The sequence below is a fragment of the Nocardia asiatica NBRC 100129 genome, from assembly GCF_000308415.1.
In the GTDB taxonomy this organism is placed as follows: Bacteria; Actinomycetota; Actinomycetes; order Mycobacteriales; family Mycobacteriaceae; genus Nocardia; species Nocardia asiatica.
The window spans coordinates 1-15,690 of the sequence record NZ_BAFS01000021.1 but is presented as its reverse complement, the minus strand read 5'-3'; the positions used below and the strand labels follow the sequence as shown (position 1 = coordinate 15,690).

Genomic DNA, 15,690 nt, shown 5'->3' with positions numbered 1-15,690 from the left:
ACCCATTTCACATTCTCTGCAGGCGGCTCAGGATCTCGTCCAGCGCCGCACGTCCCGGTGCCCTGCTGGTCTGATCTCGAAGGGCCGAATTGGCCGGATCCACCCACCGCCACAGTTCCGGCCCGAACTGGTGGATACCCGCCGTCTCGACCGCTCTGCGGTTCTTCGCCACCCGCTGGCCGCTGGACAGCTCGAACTCCTTGGCGAGCAGCGGACGCAGGTGCCGGTCCCAGTCGGCGCGGGTGCCGTCCGCGCGGTCGGCGAGCATCTGCGCCCTGGCGTGCCAGCGTCGCAACATCTCCGCAGGGCCGTTGTCCATATCGTCGATCTCGTCGCCGTCCCCGGCCTCGGCGCGCTCCAGCAGCGACCAGATCAGCCAGCCCAGCGCCACCGCCACCGGAATCCCGGCGACGACCAGCACTAGCCCGCGGGCGCGCTCGACGGCCGCCAGCTCGATCACCCCGACGACGAGCACGCAGGTGATCACCACCCCCATCCGGTTCACGCCGTGTCCTCTCTCGCCCCACCGGTCATGCGGGCACCTCCCCTTGCAGGTCGGCGAGCACGATGCGCAGCAGTTGCTCGGCCCGCATGCGCTGCCATTCGAGCATGGCGTGCGGACTGAACCTGGCCTCCTCGAACAGGGCGACCAGCTCGCGGGCGGACGCGTCGTGCAGCGCACCGCGTTCGAACGCGCGGGCCAGCACCTCCATCGGGGTGTCCGAGATCAGGGGGGCGGCGGCGCGGTCGGAGGCCAAGCCACGCTCCATCGCGACGTAGCAGGCGATGATCGCGGTGCGCGGGTCCTGACCGGGCGCGCTCATCGCGGCCAGGCCCATCTCGGCCGCGCGTGCCAGCGAATCCGCCACCGTGGGCGCCGCCGCCACCGCGGGCGCCTGCGTGGGCACGGGCTTGCGCCGGGCGGACACCGCGACCACGACCAATCCGCTCAGCGCCACCGTCACCAGGCCCGCGGCCGCGATCCCGGCCAGCACCAGCGCCGTCCCGGTCAGCTTCGCCGACTCGGGATCGTATTCGGCGGGCGGTTGGGTTCCCGGCTCCGGCACGGCGCCCGTGGTGGTGGCGGGCGCCGCAGGGCGCGCCGGTTCGCTCGGCCCGCGCCCGCCGACGAAGTAGATCGCCGACGCCGCCGCGATCAGCAACGCCAGCAGAGCCAGCGCGCCGAGCACCGCCAGACCGGCCCGCCCGAGACTCCATTGCTCGCGCTCGTCCTCGCGTTCCGGTTCGGGCATGGCCAGCGGCAACCGGTGCTGGCTCGCGATCACGCCCGCCAGCAGGATCACGATCGACACCGAGAGCAGCACCGGCATGAGTGCGACCGACAAGGCGGACGGGGCGTGCCTGCGCGGCTCGGATTCGGTGATTCCTGGGATGTATCCATGCAGGGTGATGGCGGCAAAAGCCAGCAGCGTGATCAGCACGATCACGCGCGATATCGGCGCTCGCGCCCAGGCCACTGCATACCACCAAATCTGAGTACTGCACAAAACAGCCACATAGTTACATGCCGGGTGGTCCGCTCGGGATGGAATGGAATACTTCGGAGTCCCTCCTCTTAAACCGCGACTGTGCCCGGCCGTCACCTGGCGGCTGTCCCGACGGCGGCTACCGGGCGATTTCGGGCGAGGATTGGGACAATTCACAAAGCCGACTGGCTAAACGTGAGATATCCGGCACCTCGTCAACGCCCTGTATCAGCTCGCCGAGCGAGGTAGACGCGACGACGGTGAGTTCCCGATCGGCGTCATAGAGGACATCCACGAGGTTCACCAAACGCATGGCCCAGTCGGGCGGAACTCTGTACAGCGGCGGCACATCTCGGATTTCCCAACGGTGAAAATATTGGGCCAGCACAACATAATCCGCGGCGGAGGTTGGGACACCGCACAATGCGAAGAAGTCGATGACGAGCCTGCCGCCGTCCGTCGCAATGGCGCGCAAACTTCGAGCGCCGACGGATATCTCGACAGCTGATTCGTTCTCGCTCTGTGCCGCATCGGTATTGCGCGTGCCGACCACCGAAATCGAAGGGGCGTGCCGCTGCGGCGCGACGACGTATCGCCCTGCCGCGAATCCCGTTCGGACGCCGCGGGAACCGAGGGTTCGATAGTCGACAACGCCGTCGACCGCCACCACGTCCAGGTGCGCGAGGATGCGCTCGATCGTCGGCACGAAGCGTTCGTGGAACAGCGGATTGGGCAGTAACTCGGCCGGCGGGTAGTTCGAGGTCACCACGAGCAGGACGCGGCGGGCGAACAGCGCGTCGAGCAGGCGCGCGATCAGCATCGCGTCGCCGATGTCGTGCACGTGGAACTCGTCGAAGCACACCAGCCGGGCGTCACCGAGCAGCGCGTCCACGGCGGCATCGATCGAGCCGGATTCGTGCGCGGCGGCGTGCAGGCCGGTGAAGAACTGGTGGAAGTGATACCGCCGTTTGCGTTCCGTGGCCACCGCCGCGAAGAACCGGTTCAGCAGCATGGTCTTGCCGCGCCCCGGCCTGCCGTAGAGGTAGACGCCCCGATGACGCCGCACCGGCCGCCCGCGCCGGTCGACCAACTCCCGCAAGCGCGCCGCCGCCCGCAGCTGAGCGGAATCCCACCGCACGACATCGGGTTCCATGACACCTCCTCGTCCTCTACATTTGTAGAGGACGGGCCGCGCTGCGGCCAGGAAGGGTGATCATGTCCACAGGCGACCGGCGCGCGCTCCTCGTCGACACGGCCATCGAACTGATCGCGGCGCGCGGACTGCGGGCGCTCACGCACCGGGCGCTGGATACCGAGCTGGGACTGCCCGCCGGATCGGCCTCCTACTACTTCCGCACCAAACGCGCGCTGATCGAGGCCGTCGTTGACCGGATCACCGCCCGCTCACGCGACGATTTCGCCGTCGCCGAGTTCGGACCGACCGACGGCGCGGAGACCGAGGCGATCGCGCGGTCCATCGCCGCCTGGCTCGACCGGCTGCTGGCCGAGCGCCGCGCGCACCTGATCGCCCGCCACGCCTTGCTGCTGGATCTCTTGGACGATCACGACCTGCGTTCCCGGCTGGCGCGCAGCCTGTTTTCCACCGAGCGCGCCCGAGACCTCTTCCGTGCCATGCGGGCACCCGATCCGGACACCCGGGCGGCCGACTTCGTCGCGGTCGTCGAAGGAGCCGTCTTCGACCGCTTCGCGGGCAACCGCGCCGCACTGCGCCCGGACACGCCGGAAAGCGTGCGGCAACTCGCCCGGCTACTCGTGCCCTATCTGAGCGTGTGACCGGCTCAGCTCGGCCAACCCCGCTGGCTATAGGTCACGCCGGTGAGATGACCGCGGATACCCGCCGCCGCATACGGGATCAGCGTTTCCGGCAGATCCCCGATCGGAAACCAGCGCAGCTCGTAGGACTTGTCGGGTTCGCGGTTGACCGGCTCGCCCGACCAGCGGCGCGTCTCGAAGAACAAACCGACCCGGGCCTCCCGCCCGGAACCCACCACGTGGGCGGTGTGGACATGCAGCAGATCGGCCTGGTCGATCGCCACCCCGATCTCCTCGCCGGCCTCGCGGACCGCCGCGGCGAGCGCCGACTCCCCCGCCTCCAGCTTCCCGGCCGGCAGGTGCCACAGCCCGTCGAACTCGTCCGCGCTGCGCCGCCTGCTCAGCAACAGCTCCGCGCCGCGCAGCAACAAAACGTGCACGTCCACCACATGCCGGTCCACCACCGCCCCAACCTACGCGCCGACCCGTTCACCCGAAGCGGCCGACCGGTCCGCGCGCCCCGCGTGAAGCACCGCGTGGAAAGCGGCTCAGCCGGCGGTGAGGACGAGGCCGGAGGTGGGGACGCCCGTGCCCGCGGTGACCAAGATGTTGGTCAGATCGGGCACCGGATTGACCGAGGTGCCGCGAATCTGGCGCACGGCTTCCGCGATGCCGTTCATGCCGTGGATGTACGCCTCGCCGAGCTGCCCGCCATGGGTGTTCAGCGGCAGGCGGCCCCCGACTTCGATCGCCCCGTCGGCGATGAAATCCTTCGCCTCGCCCCGGCCACAGAAGCCGAGTTCCTCCAGCTGCATGAGCACGAACGGGGTGAAGTGGTCATAGAGGATGGCCGCCTGCATGTCGTCCGGACGCAGGTCGCTCTGTGCCCACAGCTGGTCACCGACCAAGCCCATCTCCGGCAGGCCGGTCATGGCGTCGCGGTAGTAGCTGGTCATCACGTACTGGTCGGCGCCGGAGCCCTGGGCGGCCGCGGCGATGACCGCGGGCCGCTGCGGCAGGTCCCGGGCGCGCTCGACGCTGGTGACCACGATGGCGACGCCGCCGTCGGACTCCTGGCAGCAGTCCAGCAGGTGCAGCGGCTCGGCGATCCAGCGGGAATTCTGATGGTCCGCCAGGGTGATCGGCTTGCCGTAGAAGAAAGCCGCCGGATTCACCGCCGCGTGTTTGCGATCGGCGACCGCCACCCGGCCGAAGTCCTCGCTGGTGGCGCCGTAGACGTGCATGTAGCGCCGGGCGACCATCGCCACCTGCGCGGCCGGGGTGCCCAGCCCCTGCGGATAGGACCAGCCCGCGTCGATGCCCGAGGAGGTGGGCGCGGTGGCCAGCGCCGTGGAGAACTGCCCGAACCGCGACACCGACCGCTCGTTGAACGCGCGGTAGGCCACCACGACGTCGGCGATGCCGGTGGCCACCGCCATGGCGGCCTGCTGGATGGTGGCGCAGGCCGCGCCGCCGCCGTAGCCGATGTGGCTGAAGAACTTCAGCTGCGGAATGCCGACCGCCCTGGCCACGGCGGCCTGCGTGTTGGTGTCCATGGTGAAGGTGGTCAGGCCGTCCACGTCGGCGGGCGTCAGGCCCGCGTCGGCCAGCGCGGCGGTGACCGCCTCCGCGGCCAGCCGCAGTTCACTGCGACCGGAGTCCTTGGAGAAATCGGTGGCGCCGATGCCGACGACGGCCGCGCGGCCGGAGATTGCCTGCTCAGTCATCGGACCTCCGCAACGCGATGACGGCCGTGGCCGTGATGTGGTCGCCGAGACTGTCTCTGCCGACCACGTCGATGTGTATGTCGTCGCCCTCCAGCGCGGTCACCGTGCCGGTCAGCGTCAGCGTGTCCCCGGCGTACAGCGGCACGCCCAAGCGCAACGCGACCGACTTGACCACGGCGCGCGGGCCCGCCCAGTCGGTGACGAAGCGCTGCACCAGGCCGGTGTCGGTGAGGATGTTGACGAAGATGTCCTTGGACCCGCGGGCGACGGCCTTGTCCCGGTCGTGATGCACGTCCTGGAAATCCCGGGTGGCCAGCGCGGTGCTGATCACGAACGTGGGATCGACCTCGATCACCAATTCCGGCAGCGCCGTGCCGACCCGCACGTCCACCGGTTCCACGGCGGTGCTCACACCGCCTCCTCTCTCATATGGGCGGCGCCCTGCGTGGTCACACTCCGCTGCCTACTCCAGGCCCGACCGCTCACGCGACCACCTGCCACACCGGCAAGGTCGCCTCGTCGTCGAGCTTCTCGAAGCCCACCTCGACCGGCAGGCCGACCCGCACCTCGGCCGGGTCGATGCCGCGCAATTCGCCGAGCATGCGCACGCCCTCCTCCAATTCGACCAGCGCCACCACGAACGGCAGTTGCCGCCCGGGCACCTTCGGCGCGTGGTGCACGACGTAGCTGAACACGGTGCCGCGCCCGGAGGCCACGACGTAGTCGGTCGGTTTCGCCTTGTCCTGCCAGATGGCCGGGATGGGCGGATGCCGCAGCGATCCGTCCGGCAGCCGCTGGATGCGCAACTCGCCCGCTTTGGTCCCCTCCCAGAAGAATTCGGTGTCCCAGGAGACCAGCGGCTTCACCCGCTCGCCCGCGGCCGGTTCCGGCGCCGCGGCGGCGGGCGCGAACTTCAGCAGCCGGAACAGCATCTCGGCGACCACCTCGTCGCCGACCCGCCAGGTGGTCTGGAAGGTGACGAACCATCCCTCGCCCAGCGCGGTGCGTTTCGGGCCGCGGATGTCCGAGAGCGTGCTGGTGACCGAGATCTGCTCGCCGACATTGAGGTAGCGGTGGTAGGTCTGCTGACAGTCCGTGGCGACGACGGAGGTGTAACCCGCGGCGTCGAGCAGCTCGGTGGCCGCCCCCATCGGATCGTCGGCGGGCCGCGAGCCGTTCAGCCCGAACATGGTCCACACCTGGGCCATCGCGGGCGGCGCGACGACACCGGGATGTCCGGCGGCGCGCGCCGCCTGCTCGTCCACGTAGATCGGGTTGGCGTCGCCGAGCGCCTCGACCCAGTTGTTGATCATCGGCTGGTTCACCGGGTCACGCCCGAAACGGGGCGCGCTCTCGCCCGCCGCCCGAATCGCTTCGGCGGCGGCGATGATCGCTTCCGGAGTAGTGGTGTTCGGCACGCGCGGCTCCTTCACTCGTTATCGGGGTACTCGCGGCAACCGCAGACCGGCCGAGGCGACCAGTTCGCGCATCACCTCGTTGACGCCACCGCCGAAGGTGACCACCAGGTTCTGCTTGGTCCTGCGGTCCAGCCAGGTCAGCAGTTCGCCGGTGGCCGGGTCGGCCGGGTCGCCGTAGCGGCCGACGATCTCCTCGGCGAGCCTGCCCGCCTCCTGCAACGATTCGGTGGAGTAGACCTTGGTGGCCGACGCGTCGGCGATCACCTGGGACTGGTCGCCGTCCGCCGTCCCGGCCACCTGCCAGTTCAGCAATTCGTTCAGCCGGACCATGGCGTGGATGCGCCCCAGCGCGCGCCGCACGTCGGGTTCGGCGAGCACGCCGCGCGGTTGCGCCCAGTCCCGCACGCGGTCGTAGAGCTGCTCGATCTTGCCGGAGGGGCCCAGGCTCACCCGCTCGTGGTTGAGCTGTGTGGTGATCAGCTTCCAGCCCCGATTCTCCTCGCCGACCAGCATGCTCGCCGGGACGCGCACATTGTCGAAATAGGTCGCGTTGGTGTGGTGAGCCCCATCGCAGGTGATGATCGGCGTCCACGAGTAGCCGGGGTCGGCGGTGTCCACGATCAGGATGGTGATCCCGCGGTGACGCGATTCGGTCGAGCCGGTGCGGCAGGCCAGCCAGACGTAGTCGGCTTCGTGCGCGCCCGTGGTGAAGATCTTCTGCCCGTTCACGATCCAATCCCCGGACTCGTCGCGCACCGCCGAGGTGCGCAGCGCGGCGAGGTCGGTGCCCGCCTCCGGCTCGGAGTAGCCGATCGCGAAGTGGATGTCCCCGGCGAGGATTCCGGGCAGGAACCGCTGCTTCTGCTCCGCGGTGCCGAACTGCTGCAGGGTGGGGCCGACGGTCAGCAATGTCACCAGCGGAAGCGGGACGTCGGCCCGGACCGCCTCGTTGAAGAAGATCTGCTGCTCGACCGGCCCGAAGCCCTGACCGCCGTATTCCTTGGGCCACCCGACGCCGAGCCAGCCGTCGCGTCCCATCCTGCGCACCACGGCGCGGTAGGCGTCGCCGTGCCGGTTCACCGCCATCTCGGCCTCCTCCTCGGGAGTCACGAGGTCGGCGAAGTAGGCCCGCAGTTCGTCGCGCAGCCGCCGTTGCTCGGTGGTCAGGTCGATGAACATCTGGCCCCCAATCGATCGAGTCGGAACGACGCGCCGCCGAGCCAGCGAGCGATGTCCTTGGCTTGTGAGTAGTAGCGGTGCATCGGGTGGGTCACGTCCACGCCGAGGCCGCCGTGCAGGTGATGACACTTCTGCATGGCCGCGGGCAGTTGTTCGGCGACGGTGTAGGCCAGGACCTCCAGGTCGTCGTCGGTGCGCTCGCGGTGCTCCTGACTCGTGTCGTCCTGTGCAAGCGCCCAGTTCGCCGAGACCGCGGCCACGTGCAGGGTCCGCGAGACGACGTACAGGTCCGCGATCTGCTGGGCGACGGCCTGGAACTCTGCCAGCGGCCTGCCGAACTGACGCCGGGTGCGCAAGTGCTCCGCGGTGAGCGTGATCGCCCCCTTGAGCAACCCGTCGGCCACCGCGCCGATGGACGCGAGCGCCAGACGGTGCAGATCCGCCAAGCCGGTCGGCCACAGCTGTTCGGCGGGGATCTCCACGTCGTCCAACTGCACGGTGCATTCGGGGATGCCGCCGGAGACCGGCGTGGGCGTCAGCGTCAGCCCTTCGGCCTGCGCGTCGACCAGGGCGATCCCGGAACTGGTCGGCACGAGCAGCCAACTCGCCTGCTCGGCGTAGGGTACGGCGACCTTGCGCCCGCTGATGCGCACGGTGTTTCCGCTGGTGACCGCGATGGTCTCCGGTTTGACGGTCCACGGCGCCGCCGCTTCGCTCAGCGCCGCGGTGACCACCGTTCCCTTGGCGATGTCGGGCAGCACCCGCGCCCCGACGGTCTCCGGCGCGCTCGCCACCAGCGGCAGCACGCCGAAGCCCAGCGTCGGCAGGACGGGTACCGCCACGGCGTCCGTCGCCAGCTCGGTCAGTAGGGCCGCCACCTCGAGCAGGCCCATGCCGTCACCGCCGTGCCGCTCGGGCACCGCGACGACGAGCAGTCCGGAGTCGACCAGTCTCGGCCACAGCTCCATATCACGAGCGGGTTCTCGCTCCAGCAAGCTCACGACGACCTCGGCTACCGCGTCCTGGCCCTCGTCCCTGGTGAAATCCACGTTTTCTCCCGGTTGTCGGCGACTAGCTGTTCGCGTCGCGAGGCAGCCCGAGAATCCGCTCACCAGCCACGGTGAGCAAGATCTGCTCAGTTCCACCAGCGATCGATAGACAGCGTGTGAGCAGGAATTCCTTCACTGCTTCGGAATCCTGCGCGCCGGAAGGCCCTGCCGTCTCGACAGCGAATTCCGCGACCGCTTGGCGGTGGCGCACCCCGACCAATTTGCGAACACTACTCTGCGCACCCGGGTCTCCCCCCTTAAGCAACTTCACTGCCGCGCGTTGCTCGAGCAAAAGCCCGGCGACGGCCTCGGCCACGAATCCGCCGAGCCGGTCGTTCACCAGTTCGGCGCCGGGCCCGGTGGCGGGTGATTTCGCTATGAGTTCTTCGAGTACCGGACCGATACCATTGCCGCCCATCGCGACCCGTTCGGTGGCCAGCGTGGAGCGGGCGATCTTCCATCCGTTGTTCAGTGCGCCGACCACGCAATCGTCGGGCACGAACACGTCGTCGAGGAACACTTCGCTGAAACGCGCCTCGCCGGTTATCTGCACCAGCGGGCGAATTTCGAGACCGGCGGCGTGCATGTCCACCAAGAAGTACGTGATGCCGCGATGCTTGGGCGCGTCCGGATCGGTGCGAGCCAGACAGATCGCCCAATTCGCCTTGTCGCCCAGTGAAGTCCAGACTTTCTGTCCGCGCAGCACCCAGCCGCCATCGGCCTTTTTCGCGGTCGTGCGCAACGCGGCCAGATCGGAGCCCGCTTCGGGTTCGCTGAACAGCTGGCACCAGACCACCTCGCCGCGCAGGGTCGGCCAGGCGAACCGCTCGATCTGCTCCGGTGTGCCGTGTTGCAGCAGCGTGGGGACCGCCCAGCCGCCGATGGCCAGGTCCGGCGCGGCGAGCCCGGCGCGCCGCAGCTCCTCGGAGATCACCAGGCCGGTCATCGGGTCCGCGGCGCGCCCGTAGGGCCGCGGCCAATGCGGCATGACCAATCCCGCCTCGACCAGCGCGGCGCGCCGGGCGTCGGCGGGCAGGGCCGCGATCCGGGCGACTTCTGCGGCCAGTTCGTCCGCGCTGCCGCCGTCCGCTTCCACGCCCTCGGCCGCGAAGACCCGGTCCGCGCCGGTGGTGCGCCGCAGGCCCCGTCTGGTCGACTCGGCTACCCGGGCCCGCCAGCGCGCCGAACCGCCGAGCAGCTGCCGCAGCGCCGTCGCCCGGCGCAGGTACAGGTGCGCGTCGTGCTCCCAGGTGAAGCCGATGCCGCCGAGCACCTGGATGCAGTCCTTGGCGGTATCCACCGCGGCGTCCAGGGCGCTGGCGGCCGCGATGGCGGCGGCGATCGGCAGTTCCGCGCCGCCGTCGTCCACGGCGGCCGCGGTGTCGGCCGCGACGGCACGGATCAGCTCGGTGCGGCACAGCATCCAGGCGCAGATGTGCTTGACCGCTTGGAAGGAACCGATCTTGCGGCCGAACTGCTCGCGCACCTTCGCGTATTCGACCGCGGTCTCCAGGCACCAGCCCGCCACGCCCGCCAGCTCGGCGGCGACCAGCGCGACCAGGAGATCCTCGGCGGCGTGCGGCGCGACGAACACCTGATCGGGCGGCACGCGCAGATCGGCGCAGTGCACCCGGGCCAGCGGCGTGCTCGGGTCCAGCGGCGCGAGCGCCTCCACCCGCAGGCCGGCGGCGCCGGGCGGGACCAGGCACCAGCGCTGCCCGCGCGGGTGGTCCACGGGCAGCAGCACGGCGGTGCCCGGTGCGGCGCCGAGCACGGAATCCCAGGTACCCGTGAGCAACACGCCGTCGCTTGCGGCGGGTACGCTCACCGTCGCGCCGACGACGAAGTCGAGCGCGACACCGCAGGGCAGGTCCTCGTCCAGCTTTCCCGCGGTGATCAAGTTGGCCAAAGCCGTTGCCAGCACGGGGCCGCCGACCAGGTCGTGCGCCGCCTGCTCCACCAGTACGGCGAGATCGGCGACCGATCCGCCCGCACCGCCCGCGTCCTCGGCCACCGCGACCCGGAAGATCCCGATCTCCGCGAGTGCGGGCCAGTAGGCGCGCCAGAAGTCGGCCGCGCCGGTTCGCATTGTTGCAATCGGACGGACCGACGAGGCCCATCCGCGCATCGACTCCTGAACGGCTTTATGCTCGTCAGTGGTGGCGATGGTCACACTCCATACCGCCTTTCCGGCGTGACTCCCACACCTAGAACATGTTCTAATATCCTAGCCGGGCGGAAGTCAAGACACCATCGCCGCCGCGGCGAGACCGCGCACGCAGCCGACGAAACGACGTTTCCGGAAAGGACTTTCATCAATGGCCAGTCCGTCCCGATCGCAGCCAGCCGACCCGAGCGCGGCCCGGCCCGCCGCCACGGTCACCACGCTCAGTGAGGACGAGCTGAGTTCGGCGGCGCAGCGCGAACGGCGCAAGCGGATCCTGGACGCTACCCTGGCACTCGCGTCGAAGGGCGGTTACGACGCGGTCCAGATGCGCGCGGTCGCCGAGCGCGCCGACGTGGCGGTCGGCACGCTCTACCGCTACTTCCCGTCGAAGGTGCACCTGCTGGTCTCGGCCCTGTCGCGCGAGTTCGAGCAGATCGAGGGCAAACGCAAGCCGCTTGCCGGGCAGTCTCCGCAGGAGCGCATGCACCTGCTGCTCACCCAGATCACCCGGATGATGCAGCGCGACCCGCTGCTCACCGAGGCGATGACCCGGGCGTTCATGTTCGCCGACGCCTCCGCCGCCGCCGAGGTCGATCGCGTGGGCAAGGTGATGGACCGCGTCTTCGCACGGGCCATGAACGACGGCGAGCCCACCGAACGTCAGCTCGCCATCGCGCGGGTGATCAGCGACGTGTGGCTGTCCAATCTGGTCGCCTGGCTGACTCGGCGCGCATCGGCCACCGACGTCACCGAACGCCTCGAACTGACCGTCGACCTCCTGCTCGGCGAACGCAACCAGTAGGCTCTAGCGGGATCTCTCAGCGCACATCGAGCTAATTCGGCGCCCGGTCACCCATCGGGCCCGAAAGGCCCCCTGTGCTGCGACGAAGCTCACCCGCTCGGATCCCGTTGCCGTTAGCTGGGCAGATCTACCGGACACCGGTTCAGCAGCTGCGTTATCGTGCGCACGCGGACCGGCGCGTTTCTGTGCGGCAAATTCAACACAGTATTGTTTTGCCCGCCCCCTGAAAAAACTCCTCCGATCACTAGGTTGGATGCGTGAGCGCACAGGATCTGCCACTGGAACTTCGCCGTGCACTGTCGACGGTCGCGCGCGTGCCACGGCTGCTGGTCGCATCGGACTACGACGGGACACTCGCGCCCATCGTGTCCGACCCGGCCAAAGCCTTCCCCCATCGGGAATCGGTGAGCGCGTTACGAGCCCTCGCCGGCCTGACCGGGACCACCGCCGCCGTGATCTCCGGCCGCGCGCTGCGAGATCTCGCGGCGCTGTCGCGCCTGCCCGTCGAGGTGCAACTGATCGGCAGCCACGGCTCGGAATTCGACGTCGGCTTCGTGCACGCGATCGACAACGACGCCAAGCACCTGCTCCAAGAGGTGCAGACGGCGCTGAACCAGATCGCCTCGGACAATCCCGGCGTCACCGTCGAGATCAAGCCGGCCAGTGTCGCGCTGCACGTGCGCAACGCCAGCCCGGAGATCGGCCATCGCGCGCTGTCGCAGGTCCGGCTCGGCCCGGCGTGCTGGTTCGGCGTGCAGGTCACCGAGGGCAAGGCCGTCATCGAACTGGCCGTGGTGCAGACCGACAAGGGCACGGCACTGGACACCGTCCGGCATCAGGCGGGGGCCTCGGCCGCGGTGTTCTTCGGTGACGACGTCACCGACGAGAAGGCTTTCCGGGTGCTCGCGGGTCCGGACGTCGGCATCAAGGTCGGCGACGGCGATAGCCTGGCCAAGTTCCGGGTGGACAGCACCGAGGCCGTGGCCTGGGCGCTGGCCTTCCTGCTGGAGGAGCGCCGGACCTGGCTGGCGGGGGCGAGCGCGCCGCGCATCGAGCGGCTGACCATGCTGGCCAGCCCGCGCTCGGTCGCGCTGCTCACCCCGGACGCCACAGTGACCTGGTTCTGCCACCCGGAACCGGATTCCGCCGCGGTGTTCGCGCACCTGCTCGGCGGCCCGCAGGGCGGTCACTTCACCATCGAGCCCGAGCGGCCCGGACTGCCGCTGTCGCAGCGCTATGTCGACGGCACGATGACCGTCGAAACCCGTTGGGCCAGCTTGCAGGTCACCGACTACCTGCCGCACGACGTCGCGCCCACCCGGACCGACCTGACCCGGGTGATCACCGGCGACGCGAAAGCCGTGGTCACCTTCGCGCCCCGGCCCGAGTTCGGCCAGGTGCCGGTGAACCTCGAAGCGCAGGAGGGCGGGCTGCGGGTGCACGGCACCAACGACCCGATCGTGCTGCGCTCCCCCGGCGTGCGCTGGGAGATCGTCTTCGACGGGACGCACGAGTCGGCGCGGGCGGTGGTGGACCCGTCCAAGGGCGAGGTCGTGCTCGAACTGCGCTGCGGCACCACCGATCTGGATTCCGCCGCCAGCAGCGAGACGCAGCGGCGACGGGAAGCGGAGCGGTACTGGTCGGAGTGGGCCTCGAAGCTCACGCTGCCGCCGCTGAAGCCCGACCTGATGAAGCGTTCCGCGCTGACCCTGCGCGGCTTGGTGCACGCGCCGAGCGGTTCGATCCTCGCGGCCGCCACCACGTCGCTGCCCGAGGACATCGGCGGCGTGCGCAACTGGGACTACCGCTACTGCTGGCTGCGCGACGCGGCGCTGACCGCGCAGGCATTGGTCTCGCTCGGCTCGCTCACCGAGGCCGAGGACTACCTCGGCTGGGTGCACCGAGTGCTGGAGACGCTGCCCGGCCCCGAGCGCCTGCACCCGCTGTACACGCTCTACGGCGAGACGCTGCCGCCGGAGGCCTCGATCGACCAGCTGCCCGGTTACGCGGGCTCCCGCCCGGTGCGCGTCGGCAACGCGGCCAACATGCAGGTCCAGCTGGACGTCTTCGGTCCGATCGTCGACCTCATCGCCGCCCTGGCGCACGCGAGGGAACTACGCGGCGTCACCGATCCGGCAGACGTGCTGCCGGACGCCGACTGGGAGCTGGTGTGCGCCATGGTCTCGGCCGTGCAGCGGCGCTGGCAGGAGCCCGACCACGGCATCTGGGAGATCCGCGGCAACCCCCGCCACCACGTGTACTCGAAGGTGATGGGCTGGCTGACCGTCGACCGGGCGCTCACCCTGGCGCAGAAGTTCGACCGCGAGGCCGACCCGGCCTGGCCGGTGTTGCGCGACACCATCGCCGACGAGGTCAAGGCCAAGGGCTGGAACGACGATGTGCAGTCCTACACCGCGGCCTACGACGGCACCGACCTGGACGCGGCGACGCTGCACATCGGGTTGAGCGGCCTGATCGACCCGTCCGACCCGCGCTTCGCGGCGACCGTCGTGGCGACCGAGGCCGAGCTGCGCAGCGGTTCGACCGTCTACCGCTACCACCACGACGACGGCCTGCCCGGCGGCGAGGGCGGATTCCACCTGTGCGCGGCCTGGCTGGTAGAGGCGTACCTGCTGATCGGGAAGCGCTCGGACGCCGAGGCGCTGTTCGCCCAGCTGGTCGACGTCGCCGGTCCCACCGGGCTGCTCAGCGAGGAATACGACCCGGTAGCCGAACGCTCGCTCGGTAATCATCCCCAGGCGTACAGCCATCTCGGTCTGCTGCGCTGCGCGCAACTGCTCGGGCAGCCGGTGGAGGCCGCGCTGGTCTGACGTCCGAGTTCACCAGGGGCCCGCGCACGACGAATCGCGCACGGGCCCTTGGTTTTCCCGTCTTACGTGGGCATCGAGCACTACCGTCCGATCGGATTTGCTAGAGTTAAACGGGAACGATTTCCATTTTGATCTGCCGGACTGCCAGGAGTACCCACGTGAAGACCAGATTCGCCGTGAAATGTGTAGGCATCGCCGTGGGATTGGCCTCCGTAGCCACACTCGTCGCCTGCGGCGACTCCACCGACTCCGACCAGCCGACCATCGTCACCTCCACCGACGTCTGGGGTGACATCGCCGCCGCAGTCGCCGGCCCCGATGCCACCATCCGGTCGCTGATCACCGATCCCAACGCCGATCCGCACTCGCACGAGACCTCCGCCGTCGAGTCGGCCGCGCTCACCGACGCCGACCTGGTGGTCTACAACGGCGGCGGTTACGACGAATTCGCCGAGAAGGCGGTCGCGGGCACGGACAAGCGCACGGTGAACGCGTTCTCCCTGCGGGTGGACCAGAGCGACGAGAACGAGCACGTCTGGTACGACGTGCGCACCGTCGGCGTGGTCGCCGACCGGATCGCCGCCCAGCTCGGCGAGATCGACCCCGGCAAGGCCGCGGCCTATGCCGAGCGCGCGACGACGTTCAAGAACGAACTCGGCGCGGTCACCGCCATCACCGGCAAACTCGCCGCCGAGCACCCGAAAACGCCGGTGCTGCAAACCGAACCCCTCGCGCACTACCTCGTGGCCGCCGCCGGTGCCGACGACCTGACTCCGCACGAGTTCCAGGAAGCCATCGAGCAGGAGACCGATCCGGCGCCCGCGGCCGTCGCGGCGACCCAGGATCTGCTCAGCGGCAAGCGGGTTCGCGCGCTGATCTACAACGTGCAGACCGAGGACAAGATCACCAAGGACCTGCGGGGCACCGCCCAGAACGCGGGCATCGCCATCGTCGAGGTGACCGAGACCCTCCCCGAGGGCCAGGACTACATTCAGTGGCAGACCAAGAACGCGCAGGCGCTGGCCGCCGCACTGGGTTGAGCAGATGAACGAGGGAGCCGCGCTGACCGAGCACACCGACCGGGTGGAGCGGCGACCGGGCATCGGCGCCGACTCGGCCGCGGTACGCCTGGAGGCGGCGCGATTGTCGTTCGGCGACCGGACCCTCTGGGGAGGGTTGGATCTCACCGTCGCCCCAGGAGAATTCATCGCCGTTCTCGGGCCGAACGGGTCGGGTAAGACCTCGCTGCTGAAGGTG

At 69.5% G+C, this 15,690-nt stretch carries 15 protein-coding genes; 5 read left to right on the top strand and 10 right to left on the bottom strand.

Annotated features, from left to right (window positions below; translation table 11 throughout):
• Nucleotides 1-7: 7 nt before the first annotated feature.
• The 3 genes from ON27_RS02455 to zapE all read right to left on the bottom strand — a co-directional run bounded on the left by ON27_RS02455 (nucleotide 8) and on the right by zapE (nucleotide 2,640).
• Nucleotides 8-496 carry a hypothetical protein gene (locus tag ON27_RS02455; protein ID WP_043718656.1) on the bottom strand — a complete coding sequence of 163 codons (489 nt, stop codon included), beginning with the start codon at nucleotides 494-496 and terminating at the stop codon, nucleotides 8-10.
• A gap of 34 nt (nucleotides 497-530) precedes the next feature.
• Nucleotides 531-1,448, bottom strand: a complete 918-nt coding sequence (locus tag ON27_RS02450; protein ID WP_043718654.1) for a DUF4129 domain-containing protein — start codon at nucleotides 1,446-1,448, stop codon at nucleotides 531-533.
• 178 nt (nucleotides 1,449-1,626) lie between these two features.
• Complete coding sequence (gene zapE, locus ON27_RS02445) at nucleotides 1,627-2,640, bottom strand: cell division protein ZapE (RefSeq protein WP_043718651.1); 1,014 nt, start codon at nucleotides 2,638-2,640, stop codon at nucleotides 1,627-1,629.
• 62 nt (nucleotides 2,641-2,702) lie between these two features.
• Between zapE and ON27_RS02440 the strand changes: the two genes are divergently transcribed.
• Entirely contained in the window at nucleotides 2,703-3,281 is a 579-nt protein-coding gene (locus ON27_RS02440; protein ID WP_043718728.1) for a TetR/AcrR family transcriptional regulator, read from the top strand.
• A 5-nt stretch (nucleotides 3,282-3,286) separates the two neighbouring features.
• On the opposite strand, the gene ON27_RS02435 is transcribed toward ON27_RS02440, so the two are convergent.
• From ON27_RS02435 to ON27_RS02405, 7 genes are all read right to left on the bottom strand, one after another.
• Nucleotides 3,287-3,724 (bottom strand): NUDIX hydrolase, encoded by a 438-nt coding sequence (locus tag ON27_RS02435; RefSeq protein ID WP_043718649.1) that lies wholly within the window; start codon nucleotides 3,722-3,724, stop codon nucleotides 3,287-3,289.
• 84 nt (nucleotides 3,725-3,808) lie between these two features.
• Complete coding sequence (locus ON27_RS02430; RefSeq protein ID WP_043718647.1) at nucleotides 3,809-4,987, bottom strand: lipid-transfer protein; 1,179 nt, start codon at nucleotides 4,985-4,987, stop codon at nucleotides 3,809-3,811.
• Nucleotides 4,980-5,399 carry a MaoC family dehydratase gene (locus ON27_RS02425; RefSeq protein ID WP_245559758.1) on the bottom strand — a complete coding sequence of 140 codons (420 nt, stop codon included), beginning with the start codon at nucleotides 5,397-5,399 and terminating at the stop codon, nucleotides 4,980-4,982. The genes ON27_RS02430 and ON27_RS02425 overlap by 8 nt, the downstream gene beginning before the upstream one ends.
• 70 nt (nucleotides 5,400-5,469) lie before the next feature.
• Complete coding sequence (locus tag ON27_RS02420) at nucleotides 5,470-6,405, bottom strand: bifunctional MaoC family dehydratase N-terminal/OB-fold nucleic acid binding domain-containing protein (protein ID WP_043718722.1); 936 nt, start codon at nucleotides 6,403-6,405, stop codon at nucleotides 5,470-5,472.
• Nucleotides 6,406-6,423: 18 nt separating this feature from the next.
• Entirely contained in the window at nucleotides 6,424-7,584 is a 1,161-nt protein-coding gene (locus ON27_RS02415; RefSeq protein WP_043718645.1) for an acyl-CoA dehydrogenase family protein, read from the bottom strand.
• Nucleotides 7,569-8,633, bottom strand: coding sequence for an acyl-CoA dehydrogenase family protein (locus ON27_RS02410; protein WP_043718643.1), 1,065 nt, complete (start codon nucleotides 8,631-8,633; stop codon nucleotides 7,569-7,571). The genes ON27_RS02415 and ON27_RS02410 overlap by 16 nt, the downstream gene beginning before the upstream one ends.
• Before the next feature lie 22 nt (nucleotides 8,634-8,655).
• Nucleotides 8,656-10,806: an acyl-CoA dehydrogenase family protein gene (locus ON27_RS02405; RefSeq protein WP_043718641.1), complete on the bottom strand. Its 2,151-nt coding sequence runs from the start codon at nucleotides 10,804-10,806 to the stop codon at nucleotides 8,656-8,658.
• A 145-nt stretch (nucleotides 10,807-10,951) separates the two neighbouring features.
• On the opposite strand from ON27_RS02405, the gene kstR reads away from it, so the two are divergent.
• The 4 genes from kstR to ON27_RS02385 form a co-directional block, all read left to right on the top strand.
• Nucleotides 10,952-11,602 carry a cholesterol catabolism transcriptional regulator KstR gene (gene kstR, locus ON27_RS02400; protein ID WP_043686038.1) on the top strand — a complete coding sequence of 217 codons (651 nt, stop codon included), beginning with the start codon at nucleotides 10,952-10,954 and terminating at the stop codon, nucleotides 11,600-11,602.
• Nucleotides 11,603-11,859: 257 nt separating this feature from the next.
• Nucleotides 11,860-14,433: a trehalose-phosphatase gene (gene otsB, locus ON27_RS02395; RefSeq protein WP_043718639.1), complete on the top strand. Its 2,574-nt coding sequence runs from the start codon at nucleotides 11,860-11,862 to the stop codon at nucleotides 14,431-14,433.
• A gap of 158 nt (nucleotides 14,434-14,591) precedes the next feature.
• Nucleotides 14,592-15,473 (top strand): metal ABC transporter solute-binding protein, Zn/Mn family, encoded by an 882-nt coding sequence (locus ON27_RS02390; protein ID WP_051046146.1) that lies wholly within the window; start codon nucleotides 14,592-14,594, stop codon nucleotides 15,471-15,473.
• 4 nt (nucleotides 15,474-15,477) lie between these two features.
• Nucleotides 15,478-15,690, top strand: a 213-nt coding sequence (locus ON27_RS02385) for an ATP-binding cassette domain-containing protein (protein WP_043718637.1), incomplete at its 3' end; no start/stop codon positions are given.

Coding starts and splice junctions, on each gene's coding strand:
- ON27_RS02455 (WP_043718656.1), bottom strand. CDS start 496: ATGGGGGTGGTGATCACCTGCGTGCTCGTCGTCGGGGTGATCGAGCTG.
- ON27_RS02415 (WP_043718645.1), bottom strand. CDS start 7,584: ATGTTCATCGACCTGACCACCGAGCAACGGCGGCTGCGCGACGAACTG.
- ON27_RS02430 (WP_043718647.1), bottom strand. CDS start 4,987: ATGACTGAGCAGGCAATCTCCGGCCGCGCGGCCGTCGTCGGCATCGGC.
- ON27_RS02440 (WP_043718728.1), top strand. CDS start 2,703: ATGTCCACAGGCGACCGGCGCGCGCTCCTCGTCGACACGGCCATCGAA.
- zapE (WP_043718651.1), bottom strand. CDS start 2,640: ATGGAACCCGATGTCGTGCGGTGGGATTCCGCTCAGCTGCGGGCGGCG.
- kstR (WP_043686038.1), top strand. CDS start 10,952: ATGGCCAGTCCGTCCCGATCGCAGCCAGCCGACCCGAGCGCGGCCCGG.